At 54.4% G+C, this 23,461-nt stretch carries 23 protein-coding genes; 13 read left to right on the forward strand and 10 right to left on the reverse strand.

What is annotated here, in order from left to right; genetic code table 11:
• The first annotated feature begins 8 nt into the window (after nucleotides 1–8).
• A complete protein-coding gene (trxA, locus tag FKN99_RS06295; protein ID WP_140398967.1) occupies nucleotides 9–392 on the forward strand; it encodes a thioredoxin in 384 nt (127 codons plus the stop codon).
• A 51-nt stretch (nucleotides 393–443) separates the two neighbouring features.
• On the opposite strand, the gene FKN99_RS06300 is transcribed toward trxA, so the two are convergent.
• On the reverse strand, nucleotides 444–1,595 hold the full coding sequence (locus FKN99_RS06300) for an AI-2E family transporter (protein ID WP_172117088.1): 1,152 nt from the start codon (nucleotides 1,593–1,595) through the stop codon (nucleotides 444–446).
• A gap of 195 nt (nucleotides 1,596–1,790) precedes the next feature.
• On the opposite strand from FKN99_RS06300, the gene FKN99_RS06305 reads away from it, so the two are divergent.
• A complete protein-coding gene (locus FKN99_RS06305) occupies nucleotides 1,791–2,618 on the forward strand; it encodes an SIMPL domain-containing protein (protein ID WP_172117089.1) in 828 nt (275 codons plus the stop codon).
• On the opposite strand, the gene serS is transcribed toward FKN99_RS06305, so the two are convergent.
• A complete protein-coding gene (serS, locus tag FKN99_RS06310; protein WP_172117090.1) occupies nucleotides 2,563–3,840 on the reverse strand; it encodes a serine--tRNA ligase in 1,278 nt (425 codons plus the stop codon). The genes FKN99_RS06305 and serS overlap by 56 nt on opposite strands.
• Nucleotides 3,841–4,132: 292 nt before the next feature.
• Here serS and FKN99_RS06315 point away from each other — a divergent pair, with 292 nt between their 5' ends.
• The 3 genes from FKN99_RS06315 (at nucleotide 4,133) to ydiJ (ending at nucleotide 9,243) form a co-directional block, all read left to right on the forward strand.
• Nucleotides 4,133–5,383 (forward strand): dicarboxylate/amino acid:cation symporter, encoded by a 1,251-nt coding sequence (locus FKN99_RS06315; RefSeq protein ID WP_172117091.1) that lies wholly within the window; start codon nucleotides 4,133–4,135, stop codon nucleotides 5,381–5,383.
• Between the two features lie 74 nt (nucleotides 5,384–5,457).
• Nucleotides 5,458–6,039 carry a DUF4202 domain-containing protein gene (locus FKN99_RS06320; protein WP_172117092.1) on the forward strand — a complete coding sequence of 194 codons (582 nt, stop codon included), beginning with the start codon at nucleotides 5,458–5,460 and terminating at the stop codon, nucleotides 6,037–6,039.
• A 90-nt stretch (nucleotides 6,040–6,129) separates the two neighbouring features.
• Nucleotides 6,130–9,243 carry a D-2-hydroxyglutarate dehydrogenase YdiJ gene (ydiJ, locus tag FKN99_RS06325; protein ID WP_172117093.1) on the forward strand — a complete coding sequence of 1,038 codons (3,114 nt, stop codon included), beginning with the start codon at nucleotides 6,130–6,132 and terminating at the stop codon, nucleotides 9,241–9,243.
• A gap of 6 nt (nucleotides 9,244–9,249) precedes the next feature.
• Here ydiJ and trpC read toward each other — a convergent pair whose 3' ends face one another.
• Genes trpC through FKN99_RS06340 form a run of 3 tightly spaced genes read right to left on the reverse strand, consistent with a single transcriptional unit; the run spans nucleotide 9,250 to nucleotide 11,709 of the window.
• Entirely contained in the window at nucleotides 9,250–10,053 is an 804-nt protein-coding gene (trpC, locus tag FKN99_RS06330) for an indole-3-glycerol phosphate synthase TrpC (protein ID WP_172117094.1), read from the reverse strand.
• Between the two features lie 9 nt (nucleotides 10,054–10,062).
• Nucleotides 10,063–11,082: an anthranilate phosphoribosyltransferase gene (gene trpD / locus FKN99_RS06335; RefSeq protein ID WP_172117095.1), complete on the reverse strand. Its 1,020-nt coding sequence runs from the start codon at nucleotides 11,080–11,082 to the stop codon at nucleotides 10,063–10,065.
• A 36-nt stretch (nucleotides 11,083–11,118) separates the two neighbouring features.
• Entirely contained in the window at nucleotides 11,119–11,709 is a 591-nt protein-coding gene (locus tag FKN99_RS06340) for an anthranilate synthase component II (protein ID WP_253926986.1), read from the reverse strand.
• Nucleotides 11,710–11,973: 264 nt separating this feature from the next.
• Between FKN99_RS06340 and FKN99_RS06345 the strand changes: the two genes are divergently transcribed.
• Complete coding sequence (locus tag FKN99_RS06345; RefSeq protein ID WP_172117096.1) at nucleotides 11,974–12,171, forward strand: hypothetical protein; 198 nt, start codon at nucleotides 11,974–11,976, stop codon at nucleotides 12,169–12,171.
• A 463-nt stretch (nucleotides 12,172–12,634) separates the two neighbouring features.
• Nucleotides 12,635–13,549 (forward strand): metal ABC transporter solute-binding protein, Zn/Mn family, encoded by a 915-nt coding sequence (locus tag FKN99_RS06350; RefSeq protein ID WP_172117097.1) that lies wholly within the window; start codon nucleotides 12,635–12,637, stop codon nucleotides 13,547–13,549.
• A 25-nt stretch (nucleotides 13,550–13,574) separates the two neighbouring features.
• On the opposite strand, the gene FKN99_RS06355 is transcribed toward FKN99_RS06350, so the two are convergent.
• Nucleotides 13,575–14,243, reverse strand: a complete 669-nt coding sequence (locus FKN99_RS06355; protein WP_172117098.1) for a phosphoglycolate phosphatase — start codon at nucleotides 14,241–14,243, stop codon at nucleotides 13,575–13,577.
• Nucleotides 14,244–14,416: 173 nt separating this feature from the next.
• On the opposite strand from FKN99_RS06355, the gene FKN99_RS06360 reads away from it, so the two are divergent.
• Entirely contained in the window at nucleotides 14,417–15,715 is a 1,299-nt protein-coding gene (locus FKN99_RS06360; protein ID WP_172117099.1) for an NAD(P)/FAD-dependent oxidoreductase, read from the forward strand.
• Between the two features lie 5 nt (nucleotides 15,716–15,720).
• Here FKN99_RS06360 and rpe read toward each other — a convergent pair whose 3' ends face one another.
• On the reverse strand, nucleotides 15,721–16,416 hold the full coding sequence (gene rpe / locus FKN99_RS06365; protein WP_172117100.1) for a ribulose-phosphate 3-epimerase: 696 nt from the start codon (nucleotides 16,414–16,416) through the stop codon (nucleotides 15,721–15,723).
• Nucleotides 16,417–16,703: 287 nt separating this feature from the next.
• Here rpe and cysP point away from each other — a divergent pair, with 287 nt between their 5' ends.
• The 5 genes from cysP (at nucleotide 16,704) to FKN99_RS06390 (ending at nucleotide 21,281) form a co-directional block, all read left to right on the forward strand.
• Nucleotides 16,704–17,714 carry a thiosulfate ABC transporter substrate-binding protein CysP gene (gene cysP / locus FKN99_RS06370; protein WP_172117101.1) on the forward strand — a complete coding sequence of 337 codons (1,011 nt, stop codon included), beginning with the start codon at nucleotides 16,704–16,706 and terminating at the stop codon, nucleotides 17,712–17,714.
• Nucleotides 17,715–17,741: 27 nt separating this feature from the next.
• Nucleotides 17,742–18,596 carry a sulfate ABC transporter permease subunit CysT gene (gene cysT, locus FKN99_RS06375; RefSeq protein WP_087106725.1) on the forward strand — a complete coding sequence of 285 codons (855 nt, stop codon included), beginning with the start codon at nucleotides 17,742–17,744 and terminating at the stop codon, nucleotides 18,594–18,596.
• Nucleotides 18,596–19,423, forward strand: a complete 828-nt coding sequence (cysW, locus tag FKN99_RS06380; RefSeq protein ID WP_172117102.1) for a sulfate ABC transporter permease subunit CysW — start codon at nucleotides 18,596–18,598, stop codon at nucleotides 19,421–19,423. The genes cysT and cysW overlap by 1 nt, the downstream gene beginning before the upstream one ends.
• Entirely contained in the window at nucleotides 19,420–20,514 is a 1,095-nt protein-coding gene (locus tag FKN99_RS06385) for a sulfate/molybdate ABC transporter ATP-binding protein (protein WP_172117103.1), read from the forward strand. The genes cysW and FKN99_RS06385 overlap by 4 nt, the downstream gene beginning before the upstream one ends.
• 173 nt (nucleotides 20,515–20,687) lie before the next feature.
• Nucleotides 20,688–21,281, forward strand: coding sequence for a YajG family lipoprotein (locus FKN99_RS06390; RefSeq protein WP_172117104.1), 594 nt, complete (start codon nucleotides 20,688–20,690; stop codon nucleotides 21,279–21,281).
• Between the two features lie 25 nt (nucleotides 21,282–21,306).
• On the opposite strand, the gene FKN99_RS06395 is transcribed toward FKN99_RS06390, so the two are convergent.
• The 3 genes from FKN99_RS06395 to FKN99_RS06405 all read right to left on the reverse strand — a co-directional run bounded on the left by FKN99_RS06395 (nucleotide 21,307) and on the right by FKN99_RS06405 (nucleotide 23,073).
• The gene (locus FKN99_RS06395) at nucleotides 21,307–21,939 is read right to left on the reverse strand and encodes a thiopurine S-methyltransferase (protein ID WP_172117105.1); all 633 of its coding nucleotides are present in this window, start codon (nucleotides 21,937–21,939) and stop codon (nucleotides 21,307–21,309) included.
• A gap of 93 nt (nucleotides 21,940–22,032) precedes the next feature.
• Nucleotides 22,033–22,662 carry a TIGR04211 family SH3 domain-containing protein gene (locus FKN99_RS06400; RefSeq protein WP_172117106.1) on the reverse strand — a complete coding sequence of 210 codons (630 nt, stop codon included), beginning with the start codon at nucleotides 22,660–22,662 and terminating at the stop codon, nucleotides 22,033–22,035.
• 81 nt (nucleotides 22,663–22,743) lie between these two features.
• Nucleotides 22,744–23,073 (reverse strand): DUF1820 family protein, encoded by a 330-nt coding sequence (locus tag FKN99_RS06405; RefSeq protein WP_018916745.1) that lies wholly within the window; start codon nucleotides 23,071–23,073, stop codon nucleotides 22,744–22,746.
• Nucleotides 23,074–23,461: the final 388 nt, after the last annotated feature.

Genomic DNA, 23,461 nt, shown 5'->3' on the forward strand with positions numbered 1-23,461 from the left:
AACGCGTAATGACCGTTGCTCCATTTGAGGCAACGACACTGCAAGAGCAACGCAAACGGGAGAAGCAAATGGCTAATAATGTTGACGTCACTAACGCTAATTTTGAGCAAGAAGTCCTCAACGCCGACCAGCCTGTCCTGCTAAAATTTTGGGCACCCTGGTGTGGCCCGTGTAAAGTTATGGCACCGGTTGTCGATGAAGTGGCTGCCGAGCGCGGTGATAACTTAAAAGTGGTCAGCGTAAACGTTGACGATGCGCCTGAAATTGCCGCAGAACAAGGCGTACGCGGTGTACCGACCGTTATGCTGTTCAAGTCTGGTACCAAAGTCGCTTCACTGGTAGGCGCGCAATCCAAGTCTCAACTAACGCAATTCATCGACCAAAACGCTTGATGAAATTGGCCACCGCCGGCACAACCGGTGGTGGCCGTGCGGTCCCTCCTGTTAACTCTCCCCCTCTTTTAGATGCTCTTCGGGCGTAGCACTATTTTTACGTTTCCACGGTGCGCGACCTGCATCTTGCTGGCTAAGATAACGCCCCGTGCGGTGCCTCCCTGGCCCCAGAAAATGAGCAATCCAACGCGTCTGCGGATGGCTATCCAAGGCAATTTTTAGGGTCATGGTTAACACGACAGATAGCAGCATCCCCGCCGGTCCAAAAATCCACCCCCAAACAACCAGCGAAAGAAACGCCACAAACGTTGAAAGCCCTAGCGCTTGCCCCATGACACGCGGCTCAATCAGGTTACCCAGTACAAAGTTAATGACCAGATAAGCGGACGCCAGCAGCAGCGCCTGTAGCGCGCCACCGTCCTGGGACACCAGAAGCAGCAGCACTGGAGGAATAGCCGCAAGTGCTGAGCCAATGTTAGGGATGAAGTTAAGCCCAAACGCCAGAACGCCCCAAAGCAATGGGAAATCAACCCCGACAATCACACAGGAGAGCCAAATTAATACCGCTGTGGCCAGGCTAATCATTGTTTTTACGGCCAAATAGCGCTTTAGCGTTAAGCTGAATTCGCTAAATCGCTTTAAACTAGGCGCAGGGTTTTCCAAGGCACGCGAAACTTTTTGGCGAAGGTTCAGCGTTTCAAACAGCATAAAAATAACCAGCAACCCCACGATGATACTCTGCATCACCAGGTTGCCCAGTTCACCCAACAGCGTTGCCACCCAAGAAGAGCCTTCCTCATCCTCATTGAAAAAGACGGCGCTAAGCTCATCAGGGTCAATATTGAAGCCATGCATGGCGAGCGTATTAAGCAGATCCCAATAGTGCTCATAAAGCCGCTCCTCAATATCAGGCAGCGCCGCCACAAAGGTGCTAAAACTGTTGACGACCAACACGCCAATCAGTGAAAGAAACCCCAACAACACCATCAGGGTTAAAAAAGCCGACATTCTCATGCTTAGGCCACAACGGTGTAGCCACTGCACCGGAGAGGTACACACTACCGCGATAAATACCGCCAGCAGCAAGGGTACAAGTAAATCTGCCCCCCCTTTCATTCCCGCAATAATTACCACTAATGCCGCTAGCGCCAACGTGGCATTTAAGGGGATACTTCGATAATCCTCATCCGATAATCTCGACATAGCCTCATCCTTAGCTCGTTACCCGTACATAATGGCGGTAATAAAGGTATTGCACAAACCGTGCAAATAATAAGCAACTGTTTTGCGTCACCTCTTTTACGCTGAACTTTCCCTGTAGTCGCTATTCCAAGCAAGCGTCTATACTTTTAATTGACGCGTACCCGGCTAGTTCTCTCTACCTCAAGGAGTTTCTCTATGAGCCCAGTATCGGCACGTTTACCGCGTTTTCGTTATGGAATTTTAAGTGGTGCTCTGTTGGCGTTTCTGAGCACTCCCCTCGCCTTTGCGGCCCCGCCTGCACCGCCCAGCTTAAATGTCCAGGCACAGTCCTGGGTTGAGGTTGAACCCGACCAGGCGACGTTCACAGCGCGCCTTTGGGAAAACACGCCTGCCGTTTCTTCACTGGAAGATACCGACGGCGAAGCGTTAGGAGAAGCCCGTGAACGCCTTGAGAATCGTGCCAGCGAACTGATCGAAGCCATTGAAGCCCTGGGAATCGAGCGACGCGCTATCAATGCCGGGTCGTTGAACGTTTATTCTGACCATGTCGCTGCGCCACGCAGCGAAAATGGCGACCAGGAGATGCTCCAACGCACGCGTCTTGAACGCCCGTTCAGCATAGAGCTAACCGACCTTGATCAATTGGGCGATGTGCTCAACGCGCTGATCAGGGTGGGTGTGAATGCAATGGACGGCGTCCAATTTGATTTACAGGACAGAGAAGCCGCCACCGATGAAGCGCTGGTAAAAGCACTGGAGAAAGCTCGCCACAAAGCCAACCTGATGGCCAGCACGCTGGAAACCGAACTCGGCCACGTTCAGCGTATTGAAGAGACGCAAGCGCCTATGTTTCAGCCCCGCATGATGGCCATGCGGGCTGAGAGTGATATGGCCAGTAGCGGATCACAAAGCGATTACAGCCCCGGCACCATCCGTATTGATGCCGGGGTTAACGTCGAATGGACGCTTAAAGGGCCAGACGCTCCTGACCACCAAGATAGGGACGTAGCGGCTCAGGAATAACCACCGAGCCGTCTGCCTGCTGGTGATTTTCAAGTATTGCCAGCAGGCAACGGCCAACGGCCAAGCCAGAACCATTTAACGTATGCAGGAGCTGTGGCTTTTTCACATCCGGTTGACGGAAGCGCGCCTGCATACGTCGTGCCTGAAAGTCTTCGCAGTTGGAAACAGACGAAATTTCCCGATAAGTGCTCTGGCTGGGCAGCCAGACTTCCAGGTCGTAGGTCTTCGCCGCGCCAAAGCCCATATCGCCCGTGCAAAGAGTCACTACGCGGTACGGCAACTCTAACGCTTGTAAGATCGCCTCTGCATGACCACGCATTTCATCCAGCGCTTCATAGCTCTTCTCTGGTTCTACAATCTGCACCATTTCCACTTTATCAAACTGATGCTGGCGGATCATGCCGCGAGTATCACGCCCATGCGAACCGGCCTCGCTACGAAAACACGGCGTGTGCGCCGTAAGCTTCATCGGCAATGCCGCTTGATCCACAATCTCATCACGCACAAAGTTGGTGAGCGGCACTTCAGAAGTAGGAATCAAGTAGTACTCGCGCTCATCATCCAGCTTGAACAGGTCTTCGCCAAACTTCGGCAGCTGGCCGGTGCCCGTTAGTGAGTCGCGATTCACCATATAGGGCACGTAGCACTCTTCATAGCCGTGCTTCTCGGTTTGGGTATCCAGCATAAATTGAGCCAGCGCACGGTGCAGACGAGCAATGGGCCCACGCATAACGGCAAAGCGGGCACCGGTCAGTTTAACGGCCAATTCAAAATCCAGATAACCGGATTTTTTGCCTAAATCGACATGATCGAGCACGTCAAAATCGAACTCACGTGGTGTACCCCAACGGTGCAGTTCAACGTTGTCTTCTTCTTTTTCACCTTCCGGCACGCTTTCATGAGGCAGGTTAGGAATACCGCTGACCGCGTCATCCCAGGCCTCTTGCACCTTGGCCAACTCACACTTGGCGTTATCCAGACGATCGCCTAAATCGCTGACTTCATCCAACAGCGGCTGGATATCTTCGCCACTGGCTTTGGCCTTGCCAATGGCTTTTGAGCGCGTATTACGCTCGCTTTGCAGTTGCTCGGTCTGCGTTTGCAATTCACGGCGGCGCGACTCCAGCGCCTGAAGCCCCTCTTTATCCAGTACAAAGCCGCGACGAGCTAGTTGTTGCGCTAGCGCGTCCAGATCACCGCGCAGCAGTTTCGGATCGAGCATGAGTTATTCCTTGGCCTGTATTCAGTTAAACACGGCGCCAAACGCCAGTATCAAAGGCCCCTATTGTAGGCAAAAGCACGGCGGGGAGCTATGGGGGCGTTATAGCAACGTGCCCGGCAACTCACGTCGGCGATTAAATAACCAGAGGCTGCTTCGAAGCCGCGGCCGCCCGTAAGCGCTCACTTCGCCCATTACAAGCCCCCGCCCTTCTTACTAAAAAGTGATAAAGTGCGCGCCGAATCGTAATCCTGCTATTGATCAACCGTAAATAAAACTCCAAGGAGAGAGATCCGTGAGCACATCACAAGGCGCCTTCGGCTGGTGGAGAGGCATCGCCCTCTGGAAGAAAATTCTCGCAGGTTTAGCGCTAGGGATAGCGGCGGGCGCACTACTGGGTGAAAACGCCAGCATCTTTAAGCCACTGGGCGATATTTTTATCAACGCGATCATGATGCTGATCGTACCGCTAGTGTTCTCAACGCTAGTGGTCGGCATTACGTCGATGCGCGACCCGCAAAAAATGGGTCGCATTGGCGCCCGTACCATCGGCCTTTATCTTTTGACCACGGCCTTTGCTATCAGTATTGGGCTACTGCTTTCGACACTGCTACAGCCTGGAGCAGGCGTTAACATCAGTTTTGATAGCAGCGTGAATGCAAGCGAGGCGCCTACCCTGGCATCCATCTTGATTAACCTGGTGCCCCGCAACCCCATTGATGCACTGGCCAATGGCAACATTCTGCAAATTATTGTATTTGCGATTGGCCTGGGCATTTCACTGACTCTGATTGGTGAAAAGGGTGAAGCACTGGTCGTGGTGTTCGATAGCTTTGCCGAGGCAATGTACAAGCTCACGGGCATCGTCATGGCCTTTGCACCTTTTGGGGTGTTTGGCCTAATGGCGCATGTATCTGGCCAATACGGGCTGGAAATCCTGTTACCACTCGCCAAGCTGATTGGCGTGGTGTATTTGGCCTGTGCGCTGCATGTTCTGGTGATTTATTCAGGCTTTATTCGCCTATTGGGGCGGCTTAATCCAGTGCGTTATCTCCAGGGTAGCTTGGACGCCATGATGATAGCGTTCTCCTCCGCCTCTTCGGCAGGATCACTGCCGGTATCGATTCGCTGTGCACAGAAAAACCTGGGCGTATCTGAAGGCGTTTCAAGCTTTGTACTGCCGGTGGGCGCGACCATTAATATGGATGGTACAGCGCTTTACCAGGGCGTCGTCGTACTGTTTATTGCCCAAATGCTGGGTATTGAGCTGAGCCTGGTCGACTATGGCATGATTGTCGCCACCGGCACGCTTGCTTCCATTGGCACCGCGGGCGTACCCGGTGCGGGTCTTATCATGCTCTCTATCGTGATGGCTCAAATTGGCTTACCGCTTGAGGCCATCGCCGTCGTAGCAGGCATCGACCGTATTCTCGATATGGCGCGCACCAGCGTTAACGTGGCGGGCGACATTATGGTCACCACCCTGGTAGGTAAAAGCGAAGGCGAATTGAACCTCGACGTTTATAACGCCGATAATAAAGCCTGACCGCCCGCCCCACGCCAGAATACTCTGCGACGAGACCGTTGCAGAGTATCGCGACAGCTAACCAGGAGAGCATCATGCCCCACCGCCTTGAACAGGTATTAACTGCGCTGGACCAGCTTCACAGCGAAGACCCAAAAACGGTCAACGTGGCCGATGAGCCGCTCCCCGCCGAGCTGCTTTACGCACAGCGCATGAGCAAATGGCTTGCTCACCTTAACCAGACACCCAGCGAGTGCTTACAGATTGCTGTCCGCGCCCAGCACTTGCAGCGCTGGCAGGTAGCGCGCGAAGCGTACCCTGAAGGTCGAGTAGGCTACTTAACTTGGCGGCGCGACCAGGGTATCCGCGCGGGCGACACGGCCGCCCAATTAATGCGTGAAGCAGGCTATAGCACTGAGGACGCCGAGCGAGTTATCACACTCATCACCAAAAAGGGGTTGGGCCGTGATGCCGATGTACAGACACTTGAAGACTGCGCCTGTCTGGTATTTTTGGAAAACTATTTTGCCGATTTCTCGCGCAAGGTCGAACATGACCATATGGTGCGAATTATTCAAAAAACCTGGCGCAAGATGTCACCCCAGGCTCATGAATTAGCCCTGACACTGCCCATGTCACCGGCTTCTGCCGCCTTGGTAAAAGAAGCTTTGAGCTAGCATGTTTAGCGCAGGGTGCAGCCAGGCAGGCACTGAGGTAAAGTAGCGCTCTCTTTTTTTGATGCCCCGGCACTGACGGCTTGAACGATTATGATTGTATCGCTGGACTCTCGGACCGCCCCGTTTGAACGCTTGGCCTCCCACTACCTGCGCTTTCTGGAAGCCCTTAAAACACGCGGCTTCGATGGTGAGATTGCCCCTGACTATGCCCACCGCACGGTGCTGGCAACCGACAACTCGATCTATCAGCGTCTGCCCCAGGCGGCGGTGTTTCCCCGCCATGCAGAAGACCTGGAATGCCTGGCCAAACTGGCCGCTGAAGTGCCTTACCGCGAGGTGGTGTTAACGCCGCGAGGCGGCGGCACCGGTACCAACGGTCAGTCGCTTACCGATGGCATCGTGGTGGATATCTCCAGGCACATGAATCAGGTGCTGGACATTGATGTCGAGAACCGTCGGGTACGCGTTCAAGCAGGGGTGGTCAAGGATCAGTTGAATGCCGCCTTAAAGCCCTACGGGCTGTTTTTTGCCCCGGAGCTTTCGACCTCCAATCGAGCGACCATCGGCGGCATGATCTCGACCGATGCCAGCGGTCAGGGTAGCTGTGCTTACGGAAAAACCCGTGACCACGTGCTGGAACTCGACACGGTACTGCTGGGTGGCCAGCATCTGCATAGCCGGGCACTCAGTGCCGATGAGGAACAGCAGGCCTGCCAGCAGGACGGTATTATTGGGCAGGTGCACCGCACAACGGCCAGTATTATTGATCAGCAGCGCGATCTGATTAAGGCGACCTTTCCGCCGCTTAACCGCTGCCTGACCGGTTACGACCTGGCTCACCTGCGCAACGACCAGCATGCGCTTGATCTCAACAGTTTGCTGTGTGGCTCGGAAGGCTCGCTGGGGTTTCTGAACGAAGCCGTGTTGAACGTACTGCCCATCCCCCTGCACGCCACCCTGGTCAACGTACGCTATACAAGCTTTATGGATGCGCTGCGCGATGCCAAAACGCTGATGGCCAGCGCCAGGCCTGTGTCGATCGAAACCATCGACGATACGGTGCTCACGCTCGCCATGGCCGATTTTGTGTGGGGCAGCGTGGCCGAGTTCTTCCCCGAGAGCGATACACCGATTCGGGGTATCAACCTGATCGAGTTTAGCGACGACGACCCTGCGGCGCTGGCCGAACAGGTAGACGCCTTTACCCGTCACCTGAACCAGGATGCCACGGTCACGCGATTAGGCTATACCCTGGCCGAAGGCCGTGAGCAGATCAGCGCGGTTTACGGCATGCGCAAACGCTCGGTGGGCCTTTTGGGCAATGTGCAGGGTGAGAAGCGCCCACTGCCGTTTGTTGAAGATACCGCCGTACCACCAGAACATCTGGCCGATTTTATTAGCGAGTTCCGCGCTGCGCTGGACGCACGTGGGCTCGCTTACGGCATGTTTGGGCATGTCGATGCGGGCGTGCTGCATGTGCGCCCCGCGCTGGACATGAAAGACCCGGCCCAGGAAGCACTGATTCGGGACATCTCCGATGAAGTCGCCGCCCTGACCCAAAAATACGGCGGATTGTTGTGGGGTGAGCACGGCAAAGGGGTACGCTCCGAGTATGCACCCAAATTTTTTGGCGAGCTTTACCCCAGCCTGCAGCGGGTCAAGGCCGCGTTTGACCCGTTTAACCAGCTTAACCCTGGCAAGATCGCTTCACCGGCAGAGAACGGCGCGCTGATCGCCAAAGACAGCGACCCGAACCTGCTAAGCATCGACGCCGTGCCGATGCGCGGCCAGCTGGACCGCACCATTGATGAGCGCGCCTGGCAGGCCTATGACGCAGCGGTGTACTGCAACGGCAACGGCGCCTGCTACAACTACGACGTGGACGACCCCATGTGCCCGTCGTGGAAGGCGACCCGCAACCGTATTCACTCGCCCAAGGGGCGCGCCAGCCTGATGCGTGAATGGCTACGTCTGCAATCCCAGGCGGGCATTGACGTGGTCGAGGAGTCGCGCAAGAAAAAGGCGGAAGGCCGATGGGGCTTTGTTAAACACTTTCCAAAACGCCTGGCGAATACGTTCAGCCGCCGGCAGCATCATGACTACTCTCATCAGGTCTACGACGCCATGGCCGGCTGCCTGGCGTGCAAGTCCTGCGCGGGCCAGTGCCCCATCAAGGTCAACGTGCCGCAGTTCCGTTCGCAGTTCTTGGAGGTGTATCACGGACGCTATTTACGCCCCCTGCGCGACTACGTAATAGGCAGCACAGAGTTCATGCTGCCCACGCTTGCCAGGGCAGCGCCACTGTATAACGCCGTGATGGGCCAGCGCTGGGTGGAAACGCTGATGCGCCGTAGCGTGGGGATGAGCGACTCGCCGCAGCTCTCTCGCGCCAGTGTTAAAAAGCAGCTGCGTGCCTGGGGTGTAGCGGAAGCCACGCCCACCTCGCTTGCTCTGCTCACCGACCAGCAGCGCGCCAATAGCGTGATTGTGGTTCAGGATGCGTTCACCACGCACTTTGAAGCCAAACTGGTCATGGACGTGGTCGAACTGCTCTCACGGCTCAACTTGCGCGTGTTTGTGATGCCCTATAGCGCCAACGGCAAACCGCTACACGTCCAGGGCTTTTTGGGTGCGTTTGAGCGTACGGCCGAAAAGCAGGCGAAACGCCTGCGGGCGTTGCGCGAGTTTGAGGTGCCCATGGTGGGGATCGACCCGGCGATGACCCTGACCTACCGCCAGGAGTACGTAAAAGCGCTGGGACCCGACGCCGTGCCCGAGGTATTGATGCTGCAGGAGTGGCTGGCTATTCGGCTGCCCACCCTGGCACCCCGACAGCTAGCGCCCAATGCCCTTGGCTTTAAGCTGCTTTCGCACTGCACCGAAAAAACCAACGCGCCCGGAAGCCCGAAGGCGTGGCAGCAAGTATTTGCCGCGTTTGGCCTACCGTTGGAGCTGGTCAATACCGGCTGCTGTGGAATGTCCGGCACCTACGGCCATGAAACGCGCAACGCCGAAACGTCCAAAACGATTTACGCCCAATCCTGGCAACCCCAGGTCGAGGCAGAGGAAAACACCGACAGGCTACTGGCCACGGGGTATTCGTGCCGCAGCCAGGTGAAGCGTTTTTCAGAACAAACGCTTCACCACCCGCTGCAAGCCCTGCTTTATGCCTTACGCAGCGCGGGCGAACACCCCGGTGATTAACAAGGCTTAGAAGAACAGCTTTTTAAGCGCCAGGCCAGGGTCGGCTTGGCGCATAAAAGCCTCCCCAACCAAAAAACCATTAACGTGGTGATCCCGCATTAACTGAACATCCGCCTGAGTATGGATACCCGACTCAGTAATAACGGTTACGTTTTCAGGAATATGCGCCAGTAAATCCAGCGTCGTGTTGAGGCTGGTATCGAACGTGTGCAGGTTACGGTTGTTAATGCCTACCAACGCCAAATCAAGCTTAAGCGCACGCGTTAGCTCATCGGCATCATGGACTTCTACCAACACATCCATTCCCAGTTGATTGGCCTGCTGATGCAAGTCAAGCAGCCTGGCATCATCCAGTGCGGCGACAATCAGCAAAATACAGTCGGCTCCAATGGCGCGTGCTTCAGAGACCTGGTAACCGTGGGTAATAAAGTCTTTGCGAATAACCGGCAGCTCGCAGACGTCCCGCGAGACGATCAAATAGTCTTCATGCCCCTGGAAAAAGTCCGCATCGGTTAGTACGGACAAGCAGGCCGCACCGCCTTGAGCGTAGCTTTTGGCGATATCCGCCGGATGAAACTCTTCTCGAATGACGCCTTTGGAGGGCGACGCCTTTTTAACTTCGGCAATAATCGCCGGGTCACCGACCGCAATACGCTGATTAAGCGCGTTGATGAACCCGCGCGGAGCACTCTGCTGCTTGGCAAGCGCGAGCAAATCCGTCTCGGATACCGCCTGCTGGCGCTCGGCGACTTCCTGATCCTTGCGGGCAAGAATTCGCGTCAAAATAGTGGGTGTTGCCTGTTGGTTCATAGCGGTCACTTACTCTTTGAAAACGCTGGTGAAGTGTGAAAGCTCTCTGAGCTTCTCAAGCGGCAGTTTAGACCCCTGAGCGTCCTGAGCGATCAGAACGCCCTCTTTCAGGCTGTCAGCCACACCCGCACAGTAAAGGGCGGCACCTGCGTTCAAGGCCACCATGTCGGATGCAGGGCCTTCACCGCTCAATGCCGCCTTTACCAACCGCAGGCTATCTTCTGCGTTAGCGGCCTTCAGCGTTGCCAGGCTCTGGCGCTCAATGCCAAACGCTTCAGGGGAAACCGTGTACTGAGTAATCTCGCCCTCTTTAAGCTCCGCCACTTGCGTAGAAGCTGCCAGCGATATTTCATCCAAGCCATCTTCTGAATGAACCACCATGACATGGCGGCTGCCCAGCTTTTTAAGCACTTCGGCCATCAGCGGCACCAGTTCTGGCGAGTACACACCGACCACCTGGTTGGGCGCCCCTGCAGGGTTAGTCAGCGGGCCCAGAATATTGAAGAGCGTGCGCACGCCCATCTCACGGCGCGGGCCAATGGCATAACGCATCGCCGGGTGGTGATTCGGCGCAAACATAAAGCCAACCCCCACCTGCTCAATACAACGGGCGACCTGCTGAGGCTTAAGATCGAGGTAAATACCGGCAATATCAAAAAGATCGGCGCTGCCGGAAGACGACGATACGCTGCGATTACCGTGCTTTGCGACATGCGCACCCGCCGCTGCGGCCACAAAGCTGGACGCCGTGGATACGTTAAATAGATTAGCGCCATCGCCGCCGGTACCTACGATATCCACGACGTTCTCAGCGTTTAGCTCAACACGGCGCATTAAATCGCGCATGACCTGGGCGGCAGCGCTAATTTCCACCGCGCTCTCCCCTTTCATGGCAAGCCCGACCAATAAGCCGCCTACTTGAGCATCGGACGCTTCACCCGTCATTATCTGGCGCATCAGGGCATGCATAACGTCAAAAGGGAGGTCTTCACGGTGTATCACCGCATTAATTGCATCTCGCATTTGCATGAACAGAGGAGCCTCTAAAGCGTGTGAACCAGGCAATCAGCCACGTTTTAAAAAATTTGCCAATAGCTCATGGCCTTGGCGAGTCAGTATTGATTCAGGGTGAAACTGCACCCCTTCTACATCCAGTGTGCTATGGCGCAGTCCCATGATCAAACCAGGCGTCACATCATTGTCTGTTGTCCAGGCCGTTATTTCCAGGCAGTTGGGGAGCGTTTCCCTTTCCACCACTAACGAGTGATAGCGGGTCACTTCGAGGGGGTTATCCAACCCTTCAAAAACACCCTGATGGGTATGTAAAACAGCCGATGTTTTACCATGCATCACCTGGGGTGCACGGACCACCCGAGCACCGTATACCTGACCAATCGCCTGATGCCCCAAACAAACACCCAATACAGGCAGTTTACCGGCAAAGTGACGAATAGCGGCCATTGAAATCCCCGATTCGTTGGGTGTGCATGGCCCCGGGGAAATAACCAGATGCGTAGGCGCCAGGGCTTCAATCTGTTCAAGGGTAATGGCATCGTTTCGGTGCGTTACCACCTCTGCACCCAATTCATTCAAGTATTGGACAATGTTAAAAGTGAAGCTGTCGTAATTGTCCAACATCAAGACTTTTTTCGGCATAGCCTATTGATTACCTTAATTATTGCATGGCAATCAGCGTATCGTTACCCAGACTATTAGCCAGGTATGCCATTGCTAGCGATTTTACGTAAGTGTGCTGGATTGTATCGCCAGACGAGGTTAATCGCCACGACAGTTGCGCGCAGTTACGTTTTCGTCGCACTGGGCTATGCTAGAAAATATGCAGGAAAGCATGCTGAAAAGTACGCTGAACAATATGCTCAACAGCATGTTCAACAAAAGTGCGATCAAAAGGAGTGCGCCATGGACAAGGCCATCATTGACGTTATTCGAGAAAATGAACAGCTACCCGACCACATGACCGATAGCGAGATCGCCAAGGAGTATAAGGGCACCTATACCGCTGCGAGAGCCGCTATCAGCCTGGACCATACGCCGCTTGATCAGCAGCTCGCTGACGCCACGGCCAGGGTTCTCCCCTTTATGAAAAAAAAGAAGTAATACCAGGCACGGTATAACCTTATACAACAAGCCCCTAACAGCAAGCCTTTGGGCTTTCTGTTAGGGTACGAAACGATATTTCCTCAACCGTTAACCAAGTGAGTTTTCATTGAGGCGCTTTGCCTCGCTCTCGGCTTCCTGGCGAGTAGCGTAGGAGACAACAGAAGTGTTATCGGCCTGAGAGAACCTTCCCAAGTGCTACTGTTAGCAACTTTCGCCGTTAACGCTATATTTTGCTATTACAGCGCGAAAACGGTTGTAATGGTCAAGTAACACAGGCCAGCGCTCTATTTTTAACGTTAGTTATCTAAAGACAGCCGCACCGCCAGCGACATTGCGTTTGCACAATGCATACGCCAAAAAGAACAATAACTTATATCCATTTTTTTTTAGCCGGGAGGAGCTAGCCACAGAGCGTAGCAGTCTTTATTATCTTGAGCCTTCAAACGAGTGGGAGCGTGAAATGCAAAAGCAAGTGAGCTGGGTAAGCACGCTCTTGCTAGGAGTTTTGGTAAGTGTGTCACCGCTAGCAGGCGCTTCGACACTCAACGTTATCGCTTCTTTTTCCATACTTGAAGACCTGGTCAAGCGCATTGCCGGCGAAGATATTGACGTAAACGTTATCGTCCCCCCCGGTGAGGATGTCCATACGTGGGAATTGACGCCGCCCAATGTGCTGTCCATCGAAGAAGCCGACATCATGTTTTATAACGGCTTTGGGCTAGAGCCTTGGCTACGCCATGTAGAGGCCATCGCAAATGATTCGCTTACCCTAAAGGCCGTGGCTGAAAACGCTGACTTTGCGCCGCTCCCTATTATTACAGGGCAGTATCAAGGCACAAATGACCCGCATATGTGGATGGATCCGAAAGGTGCGGCCGCCTACATCAAGGTGATTGCTGAAACGCTGGCCGAGCACTACCCCGAAAAAGCGGGGGCGTTTTATGCCCGTGCGGAGGACACCTATCGCGCGCTGGATACGTTAGACCAGGCCATCAACGAGCGCCTGGAAGGCATCCCCAAAACGAACCGTTCCCTGGTGACCAGTGAGGCCGGGTTTAGGTACTTTGCGCGCGCCTATGGTTTTGAGTACGACGCTATTTGGGGGCTGAATAACGAAACACAGGGTAACGCCCGGGCAATGGCCGAGATGAACGAGCGCCTAGCCAAAACACGCCCCCCGGCACTATTTTATGAAAGCACTGTTCCCTGTATCCACATGGATGCGTTGTCACGCGCCACCGGCATCTCACTGGCTGGCCCGCTCTATGTTGACTCATTTAGCTCACAAGACGATCAAGCCGATGACTACCCCGCCATGCTGCACTATAACGCCGAGCTTATTCATGGTGCATTAGGTGGCGCTCGCCCGGAATAGCCTTTTGGCAGCCAGTCAGTCAATCTTAAGTGACAAGCGCCAGCAGCGACGCCATCACACAATCAGGCTGGCTGAGTTCAATAGGATCGCCATGGTTATAGCCATAAGGCAGTGCGAGGGTGGCAAACCCGGCGGCCTTGCCCGCGGCAATATCATGACGAGAATCGCCGACCATTAGGCACTCACTTGGCGAAAACTGGCACGCCTGCGCGGCATGTAAAAGGGGTAAGGGGGAAGGCTTCTTCTCCGCCAGGGTGTCTCCTCCTACCCATAGCGTAAACCATTGACGAATCCCGAAGTGATCAAGAATGGGCACAATAAACCGCTCTGGCTTATTGGTGATGAGCACCAGCGTAAAGCCCGCGCCATGCAGCGCTTCGAGTGCTGTTTTTACACCGGGATAGAGCGTCGTTAACGCATTCGGTGCCGCACCGTAATACGCCATAAAAGCATCAAAGGCGCGCGCTTGAAGCGCTTCCTCAGGAGACCGGCCCAACGCCCAGGTAAGTGCACGCTCCACCAGGATCGGCGCACCATTGCCCACCCAGTCGCGCACCTGAACACCGTCAGGTGTGGGCAAATTAAGCTCGCCTAACATTTTCTGCACCGCAACGGCCAAGTCAGGTACGGAATCAACCAGCGTGCCGTCTAAATCGAACGCGACTAATCGTTTTCCCGTGAGTATTGAGTGCACTGCCCTGCTCCCTTAACGCTGACTTATGTAGGCATTGGCAATGACACGCCTACCATTTTCAATGTCTTAACCTGCCAAATTGCTCAGCATCTTACTGCGTCCATGGCGCTAGCGCATTAGTCAGAAGAGAGAGAAGCTTCTATGCTAAAGCCAGATTAGCCAAGGAGAAACCAATGGCCATACCCAGGATTGTTATTGTCGGTGGCGGCGCAGGCGGTTTAGCGCTTGCGACTCGGTTAGGGCATACGTTAGGAAAACGCAAGCGCGCTGAAATTGTATTGCTTGATCGCAATGCAACCCATGTATGGAAACCGCTGCTTCATGAGTTAGCGACGGGGGTTTTAAACTCCAGCATGGATGAGGTGGATTATCGCGGGCATTCATCTGCGCATTTCTACCGCTACCAACGCGGCTCACTGCATGGCCTGGATCGCGAACAGAAAGTACTACATTTATCGCCTATTTATGATGAAGACGGCAATGAAGTGCTCCCAGAGCGCGCGCTAAAATACGACTTCCTGGTGCTCGCCTTGGGCAGCGTTTCCAACGACTTTGGCACTCAAGGAGTGGCCGAGCACTGCCACTTCATCGACTCTCCCCAGCAGGCCAAGCTGTTTCAACGGGAGATGATCAATACGTTTTTGCGCTATACCGACCCCTCATTACGTCAGCATACCGTGCTGACCATCGGCATTGTGGGCGGAGGCGCCACAGGGGTTGAGCTTGCCGCCGAGCTTTTCGACGCTTCGCGCTTACTTAACGCTTATGGGGTAACCGCGCTGGACCATCAGCAAATTAGCGTGCATATCCTTGAAGCGGCCCCTCGACTACTGCCTGGCCTTTCCGAACGTATTAGCCAGACCGTGCAACAAGAACTGGAGAAAATGGGCGTAACGGTGCATATCGGCACGGCGATTAAAGAAGCCCACGCCAACCAACTCATTACAGCCGACGGCGACACCATTGAAACCGACTTAAACGTATGGGCGGCAGGCATTAAAGCCCCCGAGTTTTTAACCAAACTGGGGCTTTCAACCAACAAGAAAAATCAGATTAACGTTGAAAAAACACTGCAGAGTGTTGATGACCCCAGCATTTTTGCCTTGGGTGATTGCGCCAGCTGCCCGCAGGGTGAAGATGGCACCGTACCTCCACGCGCTCAAGCGGCTCATCAGCAGGCGAAACTGCTAGCCAAAAATATCAACCATTTGCTGGAAGGCAAAGCACTTAACGAATTTCACTACCGCGACCACGGCTCGCTTGTTTCGCTGGCACGCTACGACGCGGTGGGTAATCTGATGCGCAGCTCAGCGTCGCGCGGCCTCTTTTTAGAAGGCTGGTTTGCTCGCCAGTGCTACGCATCGCTTTATCGCATGCATCAAGTGTCGATCCATGGCGTCCCGAAAACCGGGCTTACGTGGCTAGTCGATAAGATTAACCGCTACCTCAGGCCTCGCATGAAGCTACATTAAGCGTCTTAAACCTTGGCCAGCGCCGCACGCATTTTCTTGATAACCGAGTCATAGCCGTGTGGGTCGCTGGCCTGATGCGCGTTAAAAATAGCGGAGCCCGCCACAAAGGTATCCGCCCCTGCCGCTGCGATCTCGGCAATATTGTCGGCTTTTACGCCGCCGTCAATTTCCAAACGAATCGCTTTACCGGATGCATCAATACGAGCACGCGCCTCGCGCAGTTTATCCAGTGTGCCAGGAATAAACGACTGGCCACCAAACCCTGGGTTAACGCTCATTAGAAGCACCATATCGACCTTATCCATCACATAGTCAAGATAAGAGAGCGGCGTTGCCGGATTAAATACCAGCCCTGCCTTGCAGCCACCATCACGAATCAACTGAAGCGAGCGATCGACATGCTCAGATGCTTCCGGGTGAAACGTAATATAACTGGCCCCTGCCTCAATAAAATCACTAATCATGCGATCAACCGGCTTCACCATCAAATGGACATCAATAGGCGCCGTTACACCATGATGTCGCAATGCTTTACATACCATGGGACCAATCGTCAGGTTCGGCACGTAATGGTTGTCCATTACATCAAAGTGGACAATATCAGCGCCCGCGGCCAGCACGTTATCCACCTCCTCCCCTAGGCGTGCAAAATCAGCGGAGAGAATAGAAGGGGCAATTAAAAAATCATGCGCAGCGGTCATGGGCACTCCTGACTAGCCATTGAAATGAGGGATTACCAAGTGGCGCAGCGACAACCTGGTGATGCCCTTGGATAACGGGCATTTTAACAGAGCAATTGAAAAAACGGCGCGGTTTTGGCTACCCATTGCAGTTAATCATTTCCAACCATGTGTCTGCCCCCTTTATCAATCAGGCACACCGTTATTTCCAAAAAGAATAACAATCGCAATTGTAATTCCACAATGTCAGGTTTAATCTTATGCCAATTACGATCCATATCGTTTACCGCTTTAAGAAGGAGCTTGCCATGTCTCTGCCACTCTTTTTCCGTCGCAGCCTGCTTGCCATTACACTAGGCGCTAGCATCGCTAGCCCTGCCATGGCGCAAGAGCGCGAAATGCTTAACTCCTCCTACGATATCGGGCGCGAGCTATTTAGCGCGATCAACCCTGAGTTTATCGCTTGGTGGCAAGAACAGAATGACGAACAAATCAGCGTTAACCAGTCCCACGGCGGCTCTTCTGCTCAGGCGCGTGCCATCCTGCAGGGTCTGCGAGCAGACGTCGTCACATTTAACCAGGTAACCGACGTTCAGGTACTAGCGGATGCTGGCTTGGCGAATGAGGATTGGCAGAGCGCGTTGGATAACAATGCATCGCCTTACTACTCCACGACGGCCTTTCTGGTTCGCAAGGACAATCCCAAAGGCATTGAAAACTGGGATGACCTGGTAAAAGAAGATGTTCAAGTCGTCTTTCCTAACCCCAAAACGTCCGGTAATGCACGCTACACCTATTTAGCGGCATGGGGATTCGCCGACAAGGAATTTGACGGTGATGAAGAGCAGATCCAAGACTTTATGCGCACGTTCTTGGGCAATGTGGCTGTTTTTGACACTGGTGGCCGCGGCGCGACCACCAGCTTTATAGAGCGCGGTATCGGTGATGTGCTGATCAGTTTTGAATCCGAAGTGAATAACATTCGCCAGGAGTATGGCAGCGACGACTACGAAGTGGTCGTTCCTCCCATGAGCGTTTTAGCCGAATTCCCCGTCGCGGTCGTTACTGAAAATGCTGAGCGCAACGGCAATACCGATTTAGCGCAAGGATACCTTGAGTATCTCTACACTGAAGATGCCCAGCGACTGCTGGCGAACTTTAACTATCGCGTACATAACGAAACCGTGGTTGAAGAGTTTTCCGACCATTTCCCGGAAACTGAGCTGTTCAGCGTAGAAGACGTATTTGGTAGCTGGGACGAAGTAATGGAAACGCACTTCGAGGGTGGCGCGCTGCTCGATCAACTACAGCGCCGTTAACAGGACGTCAGTCGTTATCAAAATATTATGAATCAACGCGCTTTACGACTAACCGGCAGCACGCGAGTGCTGCCGGGTTTTGGCCTTTCAATGGGCATCAGCGTGCTGTTTATCTCGCTGGTGCTGGTACTACCTATCACCGGGCTTTTCGGGCAGCTTGCCGAGCTAAGCCTTGCCCAATACTGGTCAATTATTACCGAAGGCCGAGTGGTCGCAAGCTATATGGTCACCATGGGCGCAGCGGCGGTGGCGGCATTAATTAATGCGGTCTTCGGTCTGCTACTCGCTTGGGTATTGGTGCGCTACGAGTTTCCCGGCAAGCGACTGCTGGATGCTTTAATGGACCTGCCGTTTGCTCTCCCCACAGCGGTGGCGGGCATTACGCTGGCCACTCTCTATGCCAGCAGTGGCTGGATGGGGCGCCTGCTTGAGCCTTTGGGCCTTCAAGTGGCCTACACCTGGGTCGGTATCGCGCTGGCCATGGCATTTACCAGTATCCCGTTTGTGGTACGCACCGTGCAGCCCGTACTGGAAGACTTACCCGCTGAGGTTGACGAAGCCGCCATGTCACTGGGCGCAACCGACTGGGTGGCCTTTCGCCGGGTGATCATGCCGCACTTATGGCCCGCCTTGGTTACAGGAACAGGCCTTGCATTTGTGCGCTCGCTTGGCGAATTTGGCGCGATTATCTTTATCGCAGGCAATATGCCCTACGAAACGGAAATTACCGCGTTAATGATTTTCGTCAAGCTGCAGGAGTATGACTACGCAGGCGCCTCCGCAGTGGCCTCCGTGGTGCTGTTTGTTTCGCTCGCGCTACTGCTTGCCATCAACATTTGGCAAGGCCGTTTTGTCCGCCGCCTGCATGGAGGTAAGGGATAATGCGTAGAATTGGTGATGCACCGGGCGTCAAGCGCCTGTTAATTGGCGCGGCGTTAATCCTCTCGGCACTGTTTTTATTGCTGCCGCTTGTCGCCATTTTCGCTCAGGCCTTTTCTCAGGGCGTTGCGACTTTCTGGGTCAATGTAAGCAATTACTTTACCCTGCATGCGATTGGTCTAACGCTGGTCATCGCCCTGCTCACCATTCCTATCTGTCTGGTGTTTGGCGTGGCCCTGGCGTGGCTTGTTACGCGGTTTAGCTTTCCAGGTCGACGCATTCTGCAAACCTTGATTGATATCCCCTTTGCCGTTTCCCCTGTTGTTGCCGGGCTTATTTACCTGCTGCTTTACGGCCGCAATGGGTGGATCGGCAGTTGGCTGGATGGCCATGATATTCAGCTGATGTTTGCCTGGCCTGGAATTTTGATGGTGACCGTGTTTGTTACCTGCCCCTTCGTTGCCCGCGAGCTGATTCCGCTGATGCAGGCGCAGGGCTCGCGTGAGGAGGAGGCAGCCGCCACGCTAGGAGCCAAAGGGTGGGTAACCTTTTGGCGGGTCACACTGCCGAATATCCGCTGGGCACTGCTTTACGGGATTATTTTAACCAACGCCCGCGCCGTCGGTGAATTTGGCGCAGTATCGGTAGTCTCAGGCGCGATACGTGGTCAAACCAATACACTTCCTCTTCACCTTGAACAGCTTTACCAGGACTACAATGCGGTTGGTGCATTTGCATGCGCGGCACTGTTAGCACTGATTGCCCTGCTTACCCTGGCGGCCAAGGCTAGCCTGGAATGGCGCGCATCGCGCCGGGAGGCGCTCTTATGAGCATTCGCTTAGAAAATATTGCAAAACACTTTGGCAACACGCAGGCCCTTGAACCTGTCAATCTGGATATCCATGAGGGCGAATTAGTCGGCCTTCTGGGGCCCTCGGGGTCGGGCAAGACCACGCTTTTGCGGATTATTGCTGGCCTTGAAAGTGCTGACCACGCTACCCAGTCGGCCAGAATCATGTTCGGCGAACGTGATGTCACAAATGTACATGTGCGCGACCGGCGTATCGGCTTCGTATTTCAGCACTATGCGCTGTTTCGTCATATGAGCGTTTACGATAACGTCGCGTTTGGCTTGACGGTGATGGCCAAAAAAGAGCGCCCTTCCAGCGGTGAAATTCGTGCACGCGTGTTTCGCCTGCTTGAAATGGTTCAGCTTGAACACCTGGCCAAGCGCTACCCCGCCCAGCTTTCAGGCGGCCAACAGCAGCGTGTTTCTCTCGCCCGTGCGTTAGCGGTAAAACCCGACGTACTGTTACTTGATGAGCCGTTTGGCGCGCTGGATGCCAAGGTACGCCAGGACTTACGCCGCTGGCTTCGTCGCCTACACAGCGAGCTAAATTTTACCAGCGTTTTTGTTACCCATGACCAGGAAGAAGCGCTGGAGCTTTCCGACCGGGTCGTGGTGATGAGCAACGGGCGCATTGAGCAAATTGATGCTCCGGACACACTCTATCATTCGCCAAAAAATCGCTTTGTCTTCGAGTTTTTGGGTGACGTCAACCACTTGGAAGGCAGCGTTCGTAACGGCATTTTGACCTGCGGCGATGCCTATTTGCACGTTGACCTACCCGAAGGTAGCGAAGAACTGCTTTTGCGCCCTCACGAGGTACGCCTGGCAGAACAGCCAAGCGACACCTGCCATCTACCGGTAGTGATAACGGCGATCTCCCCCGTAGGTGCCGAAGTGCGTGTAGAGCTGGAAGCTGACTGGCTGGAGAAGCCCTGGCTTGCGACCGTGCGTCATGCGGATTTTGAACGTTTAGCGATGCGCCGCGGACAACGCCTTTATGCCCACCCGCGCCAGTGGCACCGGTTTAAAGACGGGGTAACGGACTCAGCAAAACAGGCACGAGCCGCTTAACTAGCCAACAGCGCCCACCCTTTATCCTGCTGGCGTTTTGCGCATAACAGCGGCATAGTTATTCAGAGAGCCCTGTGAACTAGCTCTTTGAAACAAGCGTTTTGAAACAAATTATCTGAAACAGGTTATTAGAACCAGTTCTTGGAACAAACCGTTACTGCGGGGAATAAAATATGCTTCGGCGCCAGTTTTTATGTCTTTCAGGAGTGCTGTTGGCAGGCCTCTGGTTAGCAGGCTGCTCAGGGCCTCAATACCTTCAGCTTAGCCCGGAGCGTAGTACGAACGTGCCGCAAACCGGGTCAGGCCAACATGTCACGGTCGTCGCCGTTGATGCTCGAGAAAGCGAGGTTATTGGCACAAGGGCTGGCGGCAGCATGTCAACGGCTCAGATTACCGTTAGCAGCCATGAACTGATTCCCCAACTGCAAGCAGAAGCCGAGCGCGCGGTTCACGATATGGGCTTTACCCCCACCACCGAGCAGGCCCAAGGCCGACCTACCCTTACCCTGGAGCTTGTTAGCCTACAGTATGGGCGGGGCGATAGCGGTCAGCCTTTGGTAGACGAGGCACGTATTGAGGGTGTTTTCCGGGCCATTGCCCAGAATAAAGGCACCACGTATACCGGCACCTACACCTCGCGCCGCACACAAGGCTATGCCGTTAGGCCGGGTGAAGACGCTAATACACGTATGCTGAATGACCTGCTCAGCGACGGCCTTAACCGGGCCTTCAACGACCCAGAGCTTGGTCAGCTACTCGCCCGCTGATATACATTGAGCGCGCTGGTACGCGCTATTTGTGTGGTCCGCGTCGCTCTAATGACCAGACAGACTCCGTTCGGCCCCGTTCATCGGGGCTTCCTTGCTCAAGCAGCGTGACGCGAAAGTTGGGTGTGAACAGTTGAGCCACTTCCTGTTCAGGCACGCTATACGGCGGGCCCGCACCGTCATCCTCGTGCGTTATGCTCACCAACAGCCCAGCGGCTCCGGGCGGAACCAGCTGGGCCAAGTGGAATGCATAGCGCTCGCGCGTGGCAGGCGGTAACGCAATCAGTGCTGCACGATCATAAAACGCGCCTACTTCGGCAGCTTGGCGTATGTGCAAATGAAAAAAATCCCCACACCAGAGTTCCACACTACCTTGACGTGATATTTCAAACCCCGCTTGGGTATAGCGCGATACATGCGTCTGGCGCTGGGCCAGGAATTGCGCTATTGCCTCAGGCGCCAACTCAATGCCTAGCACCGGATGTCCCGCATCAGCCAGCCAGCGCATGTCCAGGCTTTTACCACACAAGGGCACCAGCACTTTAGTGCCCTGCTCAACGCCCAATGTGGGCCAGTACTCAAGCAGCGCTGGATGCGGCTGAGACAGATGAAAACCAATCCGACCTTCTTGCCAGCGCTGCCGCCAGGAAGTGCTCATTAGACGCCCTTTTACCCTTGAACCCAGAACCTAAGAAACGGGTCCTGATGCTTAGAACCTGGAACTTAAAACCTGAAGCTTAAAACCCGGAACCTAGAACCAGCGATCACGCTTTTTACGCCGACGCGGCAAGTGCGGAACGATAAGCCCCACTAACAGCCCGGCACCCGCCACACCGCCGCCATACATGAAGTAGCGCATTAACAGGTCTTCTTCCTGGGTATCCAGCCGAGCCTGAAGCGCGCGTACCTGCTGGCGCGACTGCTCGGCCTCGTTATCAAGCTCGTTATTGCGCGTTTCAAGGTCAGCAATGCGCTGCTCGCGCAGTTCAAGCGTCTCTGTCATCGAGGAGGTGCGCTGCTCCCAGGTATCGTTAATACCATCAAGCTCTGCGGTGAGCTCATCGACCCGGGCCTGGAGCACCGGCAACTGCTCGCGAGCACTAGGCGTTTCCTGGATTTCGTTCGTCAATACCCACACAGTGTCGCCACTTTGGCCACGCACCCGGGTGTAATCACCGCTCTCTTCCAGTACCTCTACCTGCTCACCGGCATTTAACGTGCCAATAATGCGGTATCCATCCGTAGGCCCGCTGCGCACGTAAGTGCTCAACTCATCGCTCACCCACGCTTGACCGTCGGTTTGTGCCATTGCTTGTGCGCTGGCCACACTTAATAAAACACCGGCCGCGATATAAGAGAAACGAAATTTATCTGCTTGCATAACGTCATGTCCTGATTAAAAAAAACGCTGCATAGCGGACGAGGCCACCAGCGCTTACAGCGTCGCGCCTGTCTTGAGCGCTTATCCTTCGCTACGTGGTGGTAGGGGGAAGGGACGAGGAAACTCAGCAACGCGGGCATCGCTTTTTACTGCCTTCAAAGGGCCTTCACGCTCCACCTCATCAATACGCACAATCGCATTAAGAGGCAGGTAGCTACGTTTGACACCCTCGAAGGTTCGCTGCAATTTTTCAGTTGCAGGATCAACAACTACCCGTGACGCGTCGTCAAAGACAAACTCCTCGACTTCAATAAAGCCCCAGAGTTCGCTTTGAAATATTTCTCGAACGTATAAATCCCAAATTTCACCCTGTTGGTGAACCACTACTCGATAAATCGGCTTGGCCGCCATTTTGGCCTATCCCTCTTGCCCTATGAACATAAAATTTTCCGACCTAGCGTACCATAACCCTATCAGCAGAGCCTTAGCTGACCTGACTCAATGCGTTAATAAACGCTAACTGCCCACTTTACGATCTACTAATTGGCCGATATAGCGGGCGTCGCGTAGGGTGAAGAGAGTGAACGGGAATACTCTCGCCCTACAGAAGTAACGGTCATGCAAAAGAAGAGGCCCACGATAAAGCAGGCCGCCTGGGGCACCCGTTATCCGCACCGCCTTTGGCACTCACTGGGGGCTGATTTATTTTAAAGGCGATGATGCCCATACCCTGCGTGACCTTCTAAAACGACAGGAAGACCTCGACTTCTATGTATAATCCCCGTGATCACCGGGACAA

Source organism: Halomonas hibernica, assembly GCF_013183775.1.
Taxonomy (GTDB): domain Bacteria; phylum Pseudomonadota; class Gammaproteobacteria; order Pseudomonadales; family Halomonadaceae; genus Vreelandella; species Vreelandella citrativorans.

Bases quoted from the DNA above. Each gene is read 5' to 3' on its own strand.
- trxA (WP_140398967.1), top strand. From the start codon at position 9: ATGACCGTTGCTCCATTTGAGGCAACGACACTGCAAGAGCAACGCAAA.
- FKN99_RS06300 (WP_172117088.1), bottom strand. From the start codon at position 1,595: ATGTCGAGATTATCGGATGAGGATTATCGAAGTATCCCCTTAAATGCC.
- FKN99_RS06305 (WP_172117089.1), top strand. From the start codon at position 1,791: ATGAGCCCAGTATCGGCACGTTTACCGCGTTTTCGTTATGGAATTTTA.
- serS (WP_172117090.1), bottom strand. From the start codon at position 3,840: ATGCTCGATCCGAAACTGCTGCGCGGTGATCTGGACGCGCTAGCGCAA.
- FKN99_RS06320 (WP_172117092.1), top strand. From the start codon at position 5,458: ATGCCCCACCGCCTTGAACAGGTATTAACTGCGCTGGACCAGCTTCAC.
- ydiJ (WP_172117093.1), top strand. From the start codon at position 6,130: ATGATTGTATCGCTGGACTCTCGGACCGCCCCGTTTGAACGCTTGGCC.
- trpC (WP_172117094.1), bottom strand. From the start codon at position 10,053: ATGAACCAACAGGCAACACCCACTATTTTGACGCGAATTCTTGCCCGC.
- trpD (WP_172117095.1), bottom strand. From the start codon at position 11,082: ATGCAAATGCGAGATGCAATTAATGCGGTGATACACCGTGAAGACCTC.
- FKN99_RS06340 (WP_253926986.1), bottom strand. From the start codon at position 11,709: ATGCCGAAAAAAGTCTTGATGTTGGACAATTACGACAGCTTCACTTTT.
- FKN99_RS06345 (WP_172117096.1), top strand. From the start codon at position 11,974: ATGGACAAGGCCATCATTGACGTTATTCGAGAAAATGAACAGCTACCC.
- FKN99_RS06350 (WP_172117097.1), top strand. From the start codon at position 12,635: ATGCAAAAGCAAGTGAGCTGGGTAAGCACGCTCTTGCTAGGAGTTTTG.
- FKN99_RS06360 (WP_172117099.1), top strand. From the start codon at position 14,417: ATGGCCATACCCAGGATTGTTATTGTCGGTGGCGGCGCAGGCGGTTTA.
- rpe (WP_172117100.1), bottom strand. From the start codon at position 16,416: ATGACCGCTGCGCATGATTTTTTAATTGCCCCTTCTATTCTCTCCGCT.
- cysP (WP_172117101.1), top strand. From the start codon at position 16,704: ATGTCTCTGCCACTCTTTTTCCGTCGCAGCCTGCTTGCCATTACACTA.
- cysT (WP_087106725.1), top strand. From the start codon at position 17,742: ATGAATCAACGCGCTTTACGACTAACCGGCAGCACGCGAGTGCTGCCG.
- cysW (WP_172117102.1), top strand. From the start codon at position 18,596: ATGCGTAGAATTGGTGATGCACCGGGCGTCAAGCGCCTGTTAATTGGC.
- FKN99_RS06385 (WP_172117103.1), top strand. From the start codon at position 19,420: ATGAGCATTCGCTTAGAAAATATTGCAAAACACTTTGGCAACACGCAG.
- FKN99_RS06390 (WP_172117104.1), top strand. From the start codon at position 20,688: ATGCTTCGGCGCCAGTTTTTATGTCTTTCAGGAGTGCTGTTGGCAGGC.
- FKN99_RS06395 (WP_172117105.1), bottom strand. From the start codon at position 21,939: ATGAGCACTTCCTGGCGGCAGCGCTGGCAAGAAGGTCGGATTGGTTTT.
- FKN99_RS06400 (WP_172117106.1), bottom strand. From the start codon at position 22,662: ATGCAAGCAGATAAATTTCGTTTCTCTTATATCGCGGCCGGTGTTTTA.
- FKN99_RS06405 (WP_018916745.1), bottom strand. From the start codon at position 23,073: ATGGCGGCCAAGCCGATTTATCGAGTAGTGGTTCACCAACAGGGTGAA.